The following is a 14,169-nucleotide window of genomic DNA, read 5'->3' on the forward strand; positions in this document are numbered from 1 at the left end:
TAAGCCGTTACCTTACCAACTAGCTAATGCGCCGCGGGCCCATCCTGTAGTGATAGCCGGAGCCATCTTTTAAAATGGAATTATGCAATTCCATCTATTATCCGGTATTAGCACCGATTTCTCGATGTTATCCCAGTCTACAGGGCAGGTTGCCCACGTGTTACTCACCCGTCCGCCGCTAACATCAAAAGAGAACAAGTTCTCTCATGAAGTCCGCTCGACTTGCATGTATTAGGCACGCCGCCAGCGTTCGTCCTGAGCCAGGATCAAACTCTCCATAAAAGTGTTTGATATAGCTCAAAATAATCATTTCATTTCATTCGCTTGGCTTTTTTCTGTTCAGTTTTCAAAGAGCTATTGGGGTGTCAGACACCGGCTGTCAAACAGCGACAGAATTAAATCATACCATCTTTTCTACATTCATTGCAACTACTTTTTTTTGGTAAAATGTTTATTTCATTGTTGGAACATTGTAAAAAGTGTTGTTCGCTTAAAGCGGCAAATATTATCTTACCATTTTGTCTTTCACTATATCAACAACTAATTACTGGAAATAAACTAGAATATTTAGATGATATTTTGTTCCTCTAATCGGATGTCGCTTTAAGCGACAAGAAATAATATAACATTTTAGTTTTAAAGATACAATAGTTAGCACCACTACAAATATTGGAAACAAATCATTTAGCAATTTATCTAAATGTAGATGGTATGATTTTTCGCTGTAGTTTCTTTATCCCCGATACTGAATTTGTCCTAAACATGAAAAAACAAAAAAGTTCGGAAAGGTTTAGTTACAACCTTTCCGAACTTTTTCTTCTTTTTAATCTTCATATTGCCCATATGGCAAATATGTTCTTGGGACTGCTGTTCCTCTAGCACCTCTCATATCATATTCTTCTGTTTCTTGAGGATATATCATAATAAAGCTTTCTGGAACGGCCTTTGATAACTCTCGAGGCAACCGCTCTAATTGAGGATGCCATGCAATCGTACCTCGTCTCGCACTTACAACAACAACTAAATCATCGTTTTTTAACATTAATAACACATTTTCCAGTAATTCTGACCATGTATTCATCGTTACAAACTTTGATGTGACATCAGGTTTTATTTCTTGGAACACAGTTTCATATTGACCGCTATTATCTTTCATTACAAATGCATAGATAGACGCACCGATACCAAAAGCAATCGTTTTTATTTTTCGAACTGCTTCAAAAAAACCTGTTTTATGGTTTACGCCTGGGGGCAAAACAACAATAATCCGTTTAGTCGTATTTAATGGATGCCCTAGTTTCGATACGAGAACCATTTCATTTGTACGCTCAAGTAATTGATCAAGAATTCCTCCAAAAATCATCTGCGGTGTGGATAACTTCCCATTCCATCCTATAATAATCGTTGAAATTCGAGTTTCTTCAATTGCTCGAACGACTCCTCTTGAAATATTTTGATCGACCCTTGTTAATAATTGAATTGGAATTTGTGCACCTGCTGCATAGGTGACAGCATGGCCGAGCATTTTTTCCGCCTCAGCGACTTTGCTTTCTGACGTCCCATTTCCTTTTTGTACAACCGTTAACGGGTATAGTGGCTCTTGACTTTGCCCTCTTAACACAAAAGCCAAATCAAGTAATGACTCCATCGTCTTAGGGTTCGCTAGCGGAATTAGAATTCTTTCTTGTAGCTGATTAGGCTTATACGGTTTTTGTTCTTCTGCAATCGAAATCGTTCTACTATATTTTTCAACCATATATGGCCCAACAATACATGTTACTAAAATCATAACGATAACCGCATTTACTGTGGCGCTGTTAAATAACCCTAACTCAAAACCAACTAATGTCGCAGCTAATGTCGCCACAGCTTGTGGGACAGATAAACCAAACATTAACTTAATTTCTTCTTTTGAATATCCGTTCATCTGCCCGCTAATCCAAGCAGCCATATATTTTCCAAATTGAACGAACACGACAATACCAGCCGCTAAAATCCAAGCTTCCGGTTGTTGCAATAGCACTTGAATATCCATTAGCATTCCTACGGACAATAAAAAAAACGGGATAAACAACGCATTTCCTACAAACTTAATTCGATTCATTAACGGACTTTGGTCTACTATGTAACGGTTTAAACAAAGACCAGCTAAAAAGGCACCGATAATCGGCTCTAACCCAACAACAGTCGCAAAAAAAGCTGTCACAAATAAAATTGCCATAACAAAAATGAATTCTGTCGAGCCTTCACTAATATTCCGAAAAAACAGTTTTGCTAACCTCGGAATAATAACTAAAACTAACAGCACATATACACTAAGTGAAACAAGCATTTGAACCCAAAAGATTGGCGATAAGTCTCCTTGTAATGAGGCCGCGATGACAGCTAGAAACAATAATGCAAACGTATCTGTCATAATCGTTCCACCGACCGTTGTGGTCACCGCCTGGTTTTTCGATATACCTAAACGGCTTGCGATAGGATATGCCAATAGTGTATGTGACCCTAACAACGATCCTAATAATAATGAAGCTTCTACCGAATAACCTAGCGCAAAGCCTAAACCCGTTCCTAATATACAAGGTATAAAAAAAGATAAAGACCCAAAAATAATACTTCGTCTGCGATACTTGCGAAATCCTTCTAAATCAATTTCTAATCCTGCAATAAAGATGATATATAGTAACCCAACAGTTCCTAATAATACAATAGTAGGATCACGATCAAGGAGTCCTATTCCATTTGGGCCAATAACAACACCAGCCAAAATTAAACCAATAATCCCGGGTAATTTTAATCGGACCATAATGATGGGAGCTATGAGGAAAATAACCATTGCAATAGCAAAGATTAGAACTGGATTTGTAACCGGTTGGTCGATCATAGTAGGTCTCCTTTCTTTTATCGTATAAAAAATATAAAAATCATTATAGCACTCTCTCAACTATCACACAAAAAGATGTCCTCTGTTTAGAATAGTTATTGTACAGGCCTAAATATGACAACAAAACCCACTTGTCATTTTTTTGCAAACTCATTTCAGTATGCTAAGATCTTCTTGTTTGTATCCTTATATTCCTTTTGAAAGGACGGATAATAATGACTTATGATATTATTGGTGATATCCATGGCTGTTACGATGAATTTAAACTTCTTACAGAAAAACTTGGTTATGACTGGAGTAATGGCATTCCGATCCACCGTGACAATCGTTTATTAGCCTTTGTTGGAGACTTAACAGACCGTGGACCAAATTCAGTCGGAGTGATCAAGACCGTTTGTGCTCTTGTCAAACAAAATAAAGCGATTTATGTTCGCGGTAATCATTGCGATAAGCTGTATCGCTATTTTCTTGGCAGGAAGGTTCAAATTACACACGGATTAGAAACAACAGTGGAAGAACTAAGTTTCCTTACTAAAGAGACAAAACAAGAGATCTCTTCATCATTTCGACAACTTGTTGAAAACACACCGCTTTACGCCGTTTTAGATGAAGGAAAATTAATTATTGCTCATGCTGGAATTCGCTCTGATTATATCGGTCGTCATGACAAAAAAGTAAAAACCTTTGTTTTATATGGAGACATTACAGGAGAAACAAATAAAGATGGGACTCCCGTTCGAAGAGATTGGGCCACTAAATATGATGGACAAGCTCTCATTGTTTATGGACACACCCCTGTTACACAACCACGATTCATTAACCAAACCGTAAATATTGACACCGGTTGTGTATTTGGTGGACAATTAACTGCATTACAATACCCTGAAATGAAGATCGTTTCCGTTCCTTCGTCACAAGAGTATGTCCCTGAAAAGTTCCGCTCCTTTGATACGTAATTAATATAAGTAGGTGATGATATGAAAAAAATCATGTTAACTTTCTTGTTTTTATCCAGTTTCATCCTCATCAGTTGTGGTCCACAAGTCGCCATTGAAGGTGACCTCGAGGAAAGCCGGATTATTATCGATGAAGAACGCCAATTATTTACTATTTATACTCGCGTAATGAATACGAGTACTCTTCCATCTGGTGAGTTATTTTTAAACTTTATTGTTCATCATGATGAATTGCGGTCATTTTTAGGGACAGATACGATTGTAATTGATAATCGGGATCATACTCCAATGTCATTTACGATAAGCGCACAAAGTGGTTATTTAATCTCCGAAACCTTTGAGTATGATGAGACGGTCCAACTCGAAGACCTTGAAAATGCCATTGAAGTGATTGTTTATGATAAAAACGGTGAGGAAGCTACACGCTATTTTATTAATCAGATCGAAAAAGAGGAATAACTGTCAATAATAAAGAAACCTGTTGATGATACCAACAGGTTTTTGTATGCTAAAAACAGATAACAAATGCAAGGAATTTCCTATGAATTGACCTATTTGTAAAGTCACAGAAGAAATGACGTAAAATGTTAGCGTTTAATTCATAGATTTATGTTTTTATGACCAGCAATCGGTTATTCTTGTTCTATTGCTCTTTGAATATCTTGAGGGGGATGTTGTTCTAGTTCAATCTCTTCTTTCGTAAAAGGATGAAGAAAGCGCATTTTCCAACTATGTAACGCTTGCCGCTGAATCTTTTCAAGGGTTCCCCCATATAAATCATCGCCAAGTAAAGGATGACCAATAGATGAAAAGTGAACACGAATCTGATGTGTTCTCCCCGTCGATAACTTTACTTCTACAACAGAGTGGTCCTTATCTGCTTTACGGACAACGACATTTGTTAGCGCGTGTTGTCCATCTTCCCGAACTTCCCTTTCTATGATACTACCATCTTTCCTGCCAATTTTTGCATTGATTTGAAATTCCTTTTGAATTAATTTTCCATGGACAACAGCAAAGTACACCCGCTGTATATGTCCTTGTTTTTGTTGAGTACTCATTAAATCATGGGCATAACGATGCTTTGCTATTAACACTAAGCCTGACGTATCTTTATCTAATCGATTTACCGCATGAAAAGTAGAATCAATGTTGTGTTGATCATAATAACCTAATACTGCATTTGCTAATGTTTTAGATGGATACATCCATGAAGGAATCGTTGGCATACCTGCTTGTTTGTTTACAACAAGAAAATAGTCATCTTCGTAAACGATTTGAATGTCTATGTTTTCAGAAAGTAAAGTAGGGCTCCGTTGTTCAGGTGGGAATTTTATTGTAACCGTATCTCCAGCTTGTAGCTTTTTTCGAACAGTCGTTTCAATGCCATTAACCGCGATATTTCCCCCTTTATACTTGATATCAGCTAATGCTCCTTTTGAAATCGCTTTTTCCTCTCGAAGAAATTCTCGAAGGAGGAGTCCCTGTTCTTTTGTAGTAACTTTCCAAGAGAAGTTCACCATTTTTTATTCTCCAACAAATGATTCTTTTACTCGTTTCCAAAACGGAAATGGTCGGAATCTCGCAAAACGAACTTTCTCTTCTGAAACTCTACATTGAATTGATTTCACTTTTGTATGAACAAGTGATAAATGATCGATGGTAATTTTTAAGTCCACATCATTTAACGGCTTTAATAAACAAGTATGATGTTGAGGTAATACAAGAGGTGATCCAACTGTACGGTACACACGATTATTAATAGAAGCCATTTCCGAAACTTGAATAGACGCTAAGGATGGATGTAAAATCGCCCCACCTAACGCTTTATTATATGCTGTACTTCCTGAAGGTGTAGAAATGCATAAGCCATCTCCCCGAAACGTTTCAAAATTATCCCCTTTAATATCCACATCACAAACAAGGGACCCTTCAAGAGTTTTTACCGTACATTCATTTAAAGCAAGATAATTTTCACAATCACTGTCCCCATGATGCCGAATAACTACTTCAAGTAATGGATACTCTACAATTTGATACGGGGTTTTCGCAATGTGAATAACCAACTTTTCTACTTCTTCCGGCATCCAATCTGCATAAAACCCTAAGTGTCCCGTGTGAATTCCTACAAATGCAGTATCTTCGAGGCGGTGTTTATAATAGTGGAACGCATGAAGAAGTGTTCCATCTCCTCCAACCGTGATGACAATTGCTGGTTCGATGTCATCGTACGTTAATCCGAATTCTTGTAAATATGTTTTTATTTTTTCTCGAAGTGCATTAGATACCTGATCTCCTCTTGATCGAACCGCATACTTCATAGAACAAAATCCATCCTTTATCACATTAATGTTGTTGCTCTTGTTTCCTCGTAATGATTTGTTGAGCTTCTCGAACTTCCCCTCGTATTTGAGAAACCTCTTCATCAAGTTGAAATGCCGCTTCAGCTGCGCGTTTTAACCGAAGTTTAATATCCTCTGGAATTTCTCCTCGATATTTATAATTCAATGAATGTTCAATTGTAGCCCAAAAATTCATAGCTAATGTTCGAATTTGTAACTCGACAAGGATCATCCTTCGTCCACTTATTGTTTCTACCGGGTACCGTAATACAATATGATAAGAACGGTAACCACTCTCTTTCTGTTCAATAACGTAATCACGTTCTTCTACAATAACAAAGTCAGTTCGCGACCGAATGAGTGACACAACCGTTGAAATATCTTCAACAAATTGTGTAACAATGCGAAGTCCCGCCAAATCTTGCATTTCTTCTTCAAGACGATCTAAAGGAATATTTTTTCTCTTAGCTTTATCTAAAATACTTGAAACCGGCTTTACACGTCCTGTAACAAATTCAATTGGTGTATGTTTCGATGACTTTTGGTATTGTTCTCGTATTCCTCTAAGTTTCACTTTTAACTCTTCCACAGCCTGTTTATAAGGAGATAACATAGTATCCCAATTGTTCATATCACCACACCCAATCATATTCTCTATTCTCTACTTATGTGGTTTATTGAAAAACCGCCGCAACTGCTGACGTCATTTTTTCTCCGTAATTACTATTATCTTCAATATTTGATAGTAAATATTCAAGTTCATCTTGGAAAGCAACAGCTTCTACCTCTTCTTTTTCATTTATTTTAATAAACACTTGCTTTTCCTCCTCTAAGGCTTCCTTTACTTGACGCCATAACGGTTCACGAACGCTAATATAAACATATTCGTCTTCACTTTCTAAAATATATATAAATGCCAGTTCATCGGAATCGACTAACATTCTTTGTCCAGGCTTTAATGAGTGCACATTTGACTCTTCGATTGTGAACTCTAGTCGATTTTCAAGTAACTCTGCTTTAATCACTTCAAGTCTTACCATAATTACATCCCCCACTCCATACTCTAATCCTCCTATAGTTTACCATAACTTACGTTTCAATAAGAAATAATAACAGACACCAACCTCTTATATTCTGCCTTTTCATGTTGCTCTTTCCATGTCATAATAGGAACAATTCAAACAAAAAGGAGTTTTTTTCCCGATGACAAAAGAGATTGAAATCGAAGCTAAAAACCTCGTCACAAAAGATGAATTCGTTCACCTTTGTTCTTCTTTCCAATTAAAAAAACAAGATTTCCACGTTCAACACAACCATTATTTTGACACCGCTCATTTTGACTTAAAAGAAAAACAATCTGCTCTTCGCATTCGAGAAAAACAACATAAATTTATATTGACTTTAAAACAACCTCATGAGGTCGGAAAACTAGAAACACACCAATCGATCGATAAACAAACGAAGGATTATATACTAGCAACTGGGATTATTCCAAATGGTGATGTTGCAAACCAATTGAGGGAACTTGGCGTGACAACGAACACGTTTATTCTCCTTGGAACATTAACAACATCACGAGCAGAAATCGATTATAAAGGAGGCACTCTCGTATTTGATGAAAGTTCTTATTTATCTATTATTGATTATGAATTGGAATACGAAGGTGAAGAAGAAGATAAAGTGGAATCGACATTTGGAGCTTTATTAAAGGAATTTAATATTCCGAAACGGGACACTGATAATAAAATTGCACGCTTCTTTAAAGCAAAAGCTGAGCAACGCTAGAATACTTTTAACAAAAAACTCCATTGTCCATTTTCCTTTCTTTCTATATAATGAATAGGAGTATATGATAAATGGAGGAAAACTATGAACAACATTTCAATGCTACATCAAATTGCAGAAATGAGTGCGATTCAGCAACTACGAACTAATAGAAATAATCAAGCATCACCATTTCAATCGTTTTTTTCTTCCTTTATGCAAGAAGAGCTAGGGAAATTAAGTGGAATTCAACAAGCTCCGACTCGAAATATGAGCTTATTTCTACATCCATCCCTACAACTAGAAACCGAACAGCAGTTAAAAGCGTCTGTTGTTGGACAAACACCTGCTTTATCTAAGAAAAATCCATCTCAATATGATGACCTTATACAAGCTGCAGCAAAGAAACATGGAGTAGATCCAAATTTAATCTCTGCTGTTATTAAGCAAGAATCGAATTTTAATCCGAACGCGAAAAGTCATGCAGGTGCAGCAGGATTAATGCAATTAATGCCCGGAACTGCTCGTTTCCTAGGCGTGACAAATGTGTATGACCCAGCACAAAATATTGAGGGTGGAACGAAATATTTACGCCAAATGTTGGACAAGTATAACGGAGATGTTCGTCTTGCTTTAGCCGCATACAACGCAGGTCCAGGGAATGTTGATAAATTCGGAGGGATCCCACCATTTAGAGAAACACAAAAATATGTTCCCGCTGTTTTAAAAAATTTTATGAATGCGTAACTGTATTAAAAAGCTGTCGAGCCCTATTATCGACAGCTTTTTTTCTTTGTTCTTGAAATAACGGACTACAAGACCGATACGTTATTTCTTTTTCCCTTCACTATTTCCAGGCTGAAGCTTAAAGTGGTCTTCATATGTATACAACACTTCGTTGATATTTTTGTTTTCTTTAATAATATATTCCGTTATGATTTTCTTTCCAATTTCAGGGGTTACGTCTTTAAACCATGTTCCTTCAGGATATAATATCGTTACACAGGCATTTTCACACCTGCCATTGCAGCGCGTCCTTGTTGTATGAATAACTCGGTCTAATTTATGCTCTGCAATCGTATCTCGAATCGCTTGAGTAACCTCTTCCCCACCTTTTTTCATGCAACTGCTTCCGTTACAAATGAATATATGATGTTTTGTTTCTTCCAAATCCCAAGTCGCCATCATTCACACTCCCATTTTTTTGTAAAGCGTAATCTTTCTTACATCATCATAGTACAACAAATTGGAAACGGCAATATGAAACAGATAATTTGCTGTTCTTCATATAGATTGCTAAAATAAACGTAACCATTGTTAACAATGGTCTATTTCTTCAGTTAGGCAAAGGAGAATCAAATGATGGAAGGTCCTCAACAAACACCTTATGAGGCAATTGGTGGGCATGCTTTTCTTGATAAATTAGTTGACACCTTTTACAAAAATGTAAAATCACATCCAGAGCTTGCTCCTCTTTTCCCTGAGGATTTGACGGAAACTGCTCGGAAACAAAAACAATTTTTAACTCAATTTTTAGGTGGTCCAACTATTTATTCTGATGAACATGGACACCCTATGCTTAGAGCGAGACATATGCCGTTTCGCATTACTCCAAAAGGAGCCGAAGCTTGGTTATCTTGTATGAGTGATGCAATGGATGAAGTACAATTTTATGGTCCATTACGTGACCAATTATTTGCTAGATTGACAATGACAGCTCATCATATGGTAAATCATCCGAATGAAGCCGGGACGGAAGGAGGGTAACCTTTGTCTTCACATAAAAACAATTCAGCTTGTGATTCTCAACAAGGTTGGTGTGGACCAAGCGAGCCATCAGAGATGTCATGTAATAAGCCGTTAGAAATCTATACATTTATTGACCCTTTATGTCCAGAGTGTTGGGCATTTGAACCCATACTAAAAAAACTACAAATTGAATTCGGACGTTATTTTCATATTAAATATTTTGTAGCCGGACGCTTAGAAGCTTGGAACTATAATCAAGCGAAATTAAATAAAGTTTCCTCGTTAGAAAACTTAGCTGAAATATGGGAAAAAACAGCGAACCGAACAGGAATGAGCTGTGATGGTGACGTTTGGCTAGAAGACCCGGTTGGCTCTGCTTATACAGTTTCACTTGCAATTAAAGCAGCTGAGATGCAAGGGAAACAAGCTGGATTTCGGTTTTTACGGAAACTACGTGAGTATTTATTTTTAAATAAAAAAAATGTATCTAAAGAAGCGGTCTTACTTCAATGTGCCACCGAAGCAAAGCTAGATGTCACTGAGTTTACTCAAGACTTGCATTCTGAAAGTGCAATTAAAGCCTTGCAATGTGATGTAAAAATGACAAAAGAAATGGGAATCGATTTTTCTCCTACCTTTGTTTTCTTTAATGACAATGTAGAAGAAGACGGTGTAAAGGTAGTTGGCGTTTATCCTTATGAGGTTTACGTTCATATTATAAGGGAAATGTTAGGTTTTGAACCAAAGCGAGATGAATCAATGACATTACTTCAATTTTTAGCAAAATATAATTGTGTCGCTACAAAAGAAGTTTCGGTTGTTTTTGATATTTCAATAGAAGAAGCCGAGCGACGGTTACGCCGTCTTTTACTTGAACAAAAAGTAGAAAGACTCCCTGTCAAATATGGTACGTTTTGGCGTTATAATGGTTAATTACATTTAAATCCATTCATAAATGAGTGACATGGTCATACAATTGTACAAAGTGTATGTTCATTGAGGTGAGGATATGGCCCAGCGTATCTTAATCTATTTAGGAATCGCCATGACAATTGTGTGTTATTATTTTTTCATTTTAGCTTTAATGAACTTGTTTCCTCTCTTTATTGCAGGTCCGCTTTTATTTGGGGCGATTATGTTTACAATTAAAATGTTTAACGAAAGAAAGAAGTTCCGAGGATTTCACTAGAAAGTCTGAAGCGAAAAACAAACATGGAAAAAAGCTGCCGACACTTAAATCGACAGCTTGATGAGGAGTAACCACTCCTCATCTTTTTTTATTGTTCTGAAAGAAGTTTCTCCATTTCATCCAATGTTTTTTCAAACACTGAGCATGCTTCTTGGATTGGTTCAGCTGATGTCATATCAACACCTGCTTTTTTCAATACTTCAATTGGATAATCGGAACTACCCGCTTTAATAAAGCTAATATAACGTTTCACTGCTTCTTCGCCTTCTTCTAAAATTTGTTTCGATAACGCAGTAGCAGCACTATATCCCGTCGCATATTGATACACATAAAAATTATAATAAAAATGTGGGATCCGCATCCATTCCAGACCGATTTCTTCGTCAATGATAATGTCACTTCCAAAGTATTTCACATTTAAATCATAATATGTTTTCGTTAGTAAATCTGCTGTTAAAGACTCCCCAGCTGCTGCCATTTCATGAATCTTTTGTTCAAATTCAGCAAACATTGTTTGTCTAAAGACAGTGCCTCTAAACCCTTCTAGAAAATGATTGAGTAAATACAGCTTTTCTTGTTTGTCTGTTGTAATTTTTAATAAATGGTCGTTTAACAAGGCTTCGTTTAATGTAGAAGCGACTTCTGCAACGAAAATTGTATAATCACCATATGGGTATGGTTGTGTCGCACGAGTATAATAACTATGCAAAGAATGGCCTAACTCATGAGCAAGTGTAAATAAATTATTCACATTATTTTGCCAGTTCATTAAAATATATGGCATTGTTCCATATGCCCCAGAAGAATACGCACCACTTCGTTTTCCTACATTTTCTTCAACATCAATCCAACGATTGTCGTAACCTTGTTTAATAATATTTACATATTCTTCACCAAGAGGAGCTACACCATCCACAACTAATTGTTTTGCTTTTTCATACGGAATTTCCATTTTTACATCTTTGACTAACGGTGTGTAAAGATCATACATATGCAATTCTTCAACACCTAGTATTTTTTTTCGTAGTTTTACATAGCGGTGCAATAAATGTAAGTTTTTATTTACCGTTTCTACTAATTGGTCGTATACAATCTCAGGAATATCATTTTTACTTAACGCGGCATGTCTTGCTGAGTCATACTTTCGTACATTCGCATAAAATAAATCACGTTTCACTTGGCCACTTAATGTACTTGCAAACGTATTTTTATACTTTCCATACGTTTCATACACGGCTTTAAACGCATCTTCTCTAACTTGGCGATTACTTGACTCAAGGAATGTAATAAAACGTCCATGCGTAATTTCAATTTCTTCACCGTTCTCATCGGTAACAGTCGGAAATTTAATGTCTGCGTTATTTAACATCCCAAATGTGTTACTTGGTGAACTCGTTACTTCACTTGCTTGAGCTAAAATGGATTCTTCTGATTCCGTTAAAACATGTGGACGTTGTTTCGCTACTTGATCCAACATATGTTCGTATAAACGTAAACCATGGTTTTCCTTTAAAAATTCCGCAATTTTCTCTTCAGGAATTGCTAAAATTTCTGGTGTCATAAAAGAAGCCGCTTGAGCAACTTGAGCCGCTAAGCTTGCTGCTCTGTCATGTAAACCTTGGTAAAATGAATTTGTTGTATCTTGGTCATTTCTCATATGAGCATATGTATAAAGTTTTCCTAGCTTTAATGAGATTTCATCTGATTGTTGTAACGCATCAAATAACACTTTTGATGAACTGTCTAACTTCCCTTGATACTCTTTGATTTTTGGGAGTAAATCTTTAATAGCATTAAATTCTCTTTCCCATTCACCGCCATTTTCGTATATCGCTTGTAAATCCCACGTTTTTTCAACAGGAATCTCCTCACGCTTTGGTAATGTTTTTGTCGCTTTTATTGTCAAAAAAAGCACCTCCTAGTATGTCTCTCTTTCATCAGGAACATTGTCCTTATTAATATACGTTCGCGATAAGAGGTTTCATTCCTTTAACTTCATAATAATTTCTTAAAATTTATTTAGGGACTCAAAATGTAAAGTATATAAATTTGCATCTAGCTTATTTGCTTCCTCAATCGAACATGGAAGTGTGACATCTTGTATGCGATAATATTTCTCATTTTTCATTTGTAGCAGACCTATTTTTACTAAAAATTCAACATATGATTTAAGAGCTATTTTATAGTTTCCTTTTTGTAGGATAATAGGACGAACAAAGAAAATATCGTTATTTACCATCGTTTGAAATGTATGGGCAATCGTTTCGAAATGAAAGGGGGAATGTTTTGGTTGAGACATAATGGATTCAAGTAAAACCCAACTTTGCCAAATATAAGGGGGTGTTTCAATCCAATGGAGATTCGGAGTCGGCCATCCAGCTTCAATCGGAAAAAGAAAGGAAGAACATGTTCGCTTCATACAAAACAGTTCAAAATAAACCTGAGTCTTACTTTTAAAAGGCCGAACTTGGTAACGCCAATGTTTTTTTTGATCTAACCATGCTGAAAAGATAGGGGTATTTTCCAAAGGGGAAAGAAGTTGGGGAACAGACATTTGTTCTAATTGTTCAAACAAAACTGTCGCTAACACTTTTTGAGTTGAACAAGAAACCATTCCAGACAACACACTAATCTGTTTTGTACTTGAACAGTAATAGATAAGGGTAGGATACGAAAATGAGGTATAAGAGCAAAGCCACTCAAACGGATAGAGCAAAAAGGTATTAGTTGATTTTCTTCGGAGACGATTTCCGCCTAATATCCAAATAGGAACAATAGAATGGCGTAAATACGTTGTTGTCCTTTTTAAAAATAATGTTTCATGAAGACTTGAGCATTGATATTCTATCGCATAATACCGATTGTGTAACTGAAGAAAAACATCTGGGCGTTGGTGAATCGATGATAAATATGGTTCAAGCCATGTTTTGCAATGTGGCTGACTTTTTAGCCAAACATGTAATTGTAATTTCCCTTCTCTGTGGTAGATGGATTCAGGTTCTGACTCATAAGAGCATGTTTCCTTTGTATGTGCGAAATGCCATTGCCGTCGTTCACCAAGCTTTAAATCAACTTGTTGTTTACATATAGGACAATAGAAACGCTGCTTTTTCCGTAATTGAAATAGATCCGATTTATCCCATTTTTCAGCAAGAGAGAGTATTTTACCTTTTTCATCTAACGCAGTTAGCACCGTGCACGCTCCTTTCTACATTTTCATACCTTAGTTTCTTTCTTCACTCTCCGCCTTTCTCCTTTTAAAGATTTCGTAAATTTTTTTACCAT

At 36.4% G+C, this 14,169-nt stretch carries 15 protein-coding genes and 1 rRNA gene; 7 read left to right on the forward strand and 9 right to left on the reverse strand.

What is annotated here, in order from left to right; genetic code table 11:
* A 16S ribosomal RNA gene (locus T323_RS0122915) occupies positions 1–282 on the reverse strand; the annotation flags it as partial.
* 541 nt (positions 283–823) lie between these two features.
* Positions 824–2,884, reverse strand: coding sequence for a cation:proton antiporter domain-containing protein (locus T323_RS0122920; RefSeq protein ID WP_026675362.1), 2,061 nt, complete (start codon positions 2,882–2,884; stop codon positions 824–826).
* A 215-nt stretch (positions 2,885–3,099) separates the two neighbouring features.
* On the opposite strand from T323_RS0122920, the gene prpE reads away from it, so the two are divergent.
* Together prpE and T323_RS0122930 are read left to right on the forward strand one after the other, a co-directional pair.
* Positions 3,100–3,840, forward strand: a complete 741-nt coding sequence (gene prpE / locus T323_RS0122925; protein WP_026675363.1) for a bis(5'-nucleosyl)-tetraphosphatase PrpE — start codon at positions 3,100–3,102, stop codon at positions 3,838–3,840.
* Positions 3,841–3,861: 21 nt separating this feature from the next.
* Positions 3,862–4,299 (forward strand): hypothetical protein, encoded by a 438-nt coding sequence (locus tag T323_RS0122930; RefSeq protein WP_026675364.1) that lies wholly within the window; start codon positions 3,862–3,864, stop codon positions 4,297–4,299.
* A 173-nt stretch (positions 4,300–4,472) separates the two neighbouring features.
* On the opposite strand, the gene T323_RS0122935 is transcribed toward T323_RS0122930, so the two are convergent.
* The 4 genes from T323_RS0122935 to T323_RS0122950 are packed head-to-tail and all read right to left on the reverse strand — an operon-like array spanning position 4,473 to position 7,222.
* Complete coding sequence (locus tag T323_RS0122935; protein WP_035179775.1) at positions 4,473–5,363, reverse strand: RluA family pseudouridine synthase; 891 nt, start codon at positions 5,361–5,363, stop codon at positions 4,473–4,475.
* Positions 5,364–5,366: 3 nt separating this feature from the next.
* The gene (locus T323_RS0122940; protein ID WP_026675366.1) at positions 5,367–6,161 is read right to left on the reverse strand and encodes an NAD kinase; all 795 of its coding nucleotides are present in this window, start codon (positions 6,159–6,161) and stop codon (positions 5,367–5,369) included.
* Between the two features lie 25 nt (positions 6,162–6,186).
* Positions 6,187–6,813, reverse strand: coding sequence for a GTP diphosphokinase (gene yjbM / locus T323_RS0122945; protein ID WP_026675367.1), 627 nt, complete (start codon positions 6,811–6,813; stop codon positions 6,187–6,189).
* A gap of 43 nt (positions 6,814–6,856) precedes the next feature.
* Entirely contained in the window at positions 6,857–7,222 is a 366-nt protein-coding gene (locus T323_RS0122950) for a UPF0738 family protein (RefSeq protein WP_035179814.1), read from the reverse strand.
* 163 nt (positions 7,223–7,385) lie between these two features.
* Here T323_RS0122950 and T323_RS0122955 point away from each other — a divergent pair, with 163 nt between their 5' ends.
* Together T323_RS0122955 and T323_RS0122960 are read left to right on the forward strand one after the other, a co-directional pair.
* Positions 7,386–7,967 carry a CYTH domain-containing protein gene (locus T323_RS0122955; RefSeq protein ID WP_026675369.1) on the forward strand — a complete coding sequence of 194 codons (582 nt, stop codon included), beginning with the start codon at positions 7,386–7,388 and terminating at the stop codon, positions 7,965–7,967.
* Between the two features lie 84 nt (positions 7,968–8,051).
* A complete protein-coding gene (locus tag T323_RS0122960; protein ID WP_035179778.1) occupies positions 8,052–8,693 on the forward strand; it encodes a lytic transglycosylase domain-containing protein in 642 nt (213 codons plus the stop codon).
* Between the two features lie 81 nt (positions 8,694–8,774).
* Here T323_RS0122960 and T323_RS0122965 read toward each other — a convergent pair whose 3' ends face one another.
* The gene (locus T323_RS0122965; RefSeq protein ID WP_026675371.1) at positions 8,775–9,131 is read right to left on the reverse strand and encodes a (2Fe-2S) ferredoxin domain-containing protein; all 357 of its coding nucleotides are present in this window, start codon (positions 9,129–9,131) and stop codon (positions 8,775–8,777) included.
* A gap of 177 nt (positions 9,132–9,308) precedes the next feature.
* On the opposite strand from T323_RS0122965, the gene T323_RS0122970 reads away from it, so the two are divergent.
* From T323_RS0122970 to T323_RS27540, 3 genes are all read left to right on the forward strand, one after another.
* On the forward strand, positions 9,309–9,713 hold the full coding sequence (locus T323_RS0122970) for a globin domain-containing protein (protein WP_026675372.1): 405 nt from the start codon (positions 9,309–9,311) through the stop codon (positions 9,711–9,713).
* Positions 9,714–9,716: 3 nt separating this feature from the next.
* The gene (locus T323_RS0122975) at positions 9,717–10,628 is read left to right on the forward strand and encodes a ClpXP adapter SpxH family protein (RefSeq protein WP_026675373.1); all 912 of its coding nucleotides are present in this window, start codon (positions 9,717–9,719) and stop codon (positions 10,626–10,628) included.
* A gap of 76 nt (positions 10,629–10,704) precedes the next feature.
* Positions 10,705–10,884, forward strand: a complete 180-nt coding sequence (locus T323_RS27540; protein WP_035179780.1) for a hypothetical protein — start codon at positions 10,705–10,707, stop codon at positions 10,882–10,884.
* Positions 10,885–10,972: 88 nt separating this feature from the next.
* Here the strand turns inward: T323_RS27540 and pepF are convergent, their stop codons facing one another.
* Together pepF and T323_RS27545 are read right to left on the reverse strand one after the other, a co-directional pair.
* Positions 10,973–12,790: an oligoendopeptidase F gene (pepF, locus tag T323_RS0122985; protein ID WP_026675374.1), complete on the reverse strand. Its 1,818-nt coding sequence runs from the start codon at positions 12,788–12,790 to the stop codon at positions 10,973–10,975.
* 102 nt (positions 12,791–12,892) lie between these two features.
* The gene (locus T323_RS27545; protein ID WP_035179785.1) at positions 12,893–14,077 is read right to left on the reverse strand and encodes a competence protein CoiA; all 1,185 of its coding nucleotides are present in this window, start codon (positions 14,075–14,077) and stop codon (positions 12,893–12,895) included.
* Positions 14,078–14,169 lie beyond the last annotated feature (92 nt).

The sequence above is a fragment of the Alkalihalobacillus bogoriensis ATCC BAA-922 genome (genome assembly GCF_000621445.1).
Taxonomy (GTDB): Bacteria; Bacillota; Bacilli; order Bacillales; family Bacillaceae_F; genus Bacillus_AO; species Bacillus_AO bogoriense.

Coding starts and splice junctions, on each gene's coding strand:
- T323_RS0122940 (WP_026675366.1), bottom strand. CDS start 6,161: ATGAAGTATGCGGTTCGATCAAGAGGAGATCAGGTATCTAATGCACTT.
- yjbM (WP_026675367.1), bottom strand. CDS start 6,813: ATGAACAATTGGGATACTATGTTATCTCCTTATAAACAGGCTGTGGAA.
- T323_RS0122955 (WP_026675369.1), top strand. CDS start 7,386: ATGACAAAAGAGATTGAAATCGAAGCTAAAAACCTCGTCACAAAAGAT.
- T323_RS0122965 (WP_026675371.1), bottom strand. CDS start 9,131: ATGGCGACTTGGGATTTGGAAGAAACAAAACATCATATATTCATTTGT.
- T323_RS0122920 (WP_026675362.1), bottom strand. CDS start 2,884: ATGATCGACCAACCGGTTACAAATCCAGTTCTAATCTTTGCTATTGCA.
- T323_RS0122970 (WP_026675372.1), top strand. CDS start 9,309: ATGGAAGGTCCTCAACAAACACCTTATGAGGCAATTGGTGGGCATGCT.
- T323_RS0122950 (WP_035179814.1), bottom strand. CDS start 7,222: ATGGTAAGACTTGAAGTGATTAAAGCAGAGTTACTTGAAAATCGACTA.
- T323_RS0122935 (WP_035179775.1), bottom strand. CDS start 5,363: ATGGTGAACTTCTCTTGGAAAGTTACTACAAAAGAACAGGGACTCCTC.
- T323_RS27540 (WP_035179780.1), top strand. CDS start 10,705: ATGGCCCAGCGTATCTTAATCTATTTAGGAATCGCCATGACAATTGTG.
- T323_RS0122930 (WP_026675364.1), top strand. CDS start 3,862: ATGAAAAAAATCATGTTAACTTTCTTGTTTTTATCCAGTTTCATCCTC.
- prpE (WP_026675363.1), top strand. CDS start 3,100: ATGACTTATGATATTATTGGTGATATCCATGGCTGTTACGATGAATTT.
- T323_RS0122960 (WP_035179778.1), top strand. CDS start 8,052: ATGAACAACATTTCAATGCTACATCAAATTGCAGAAATGAGTGCGATT.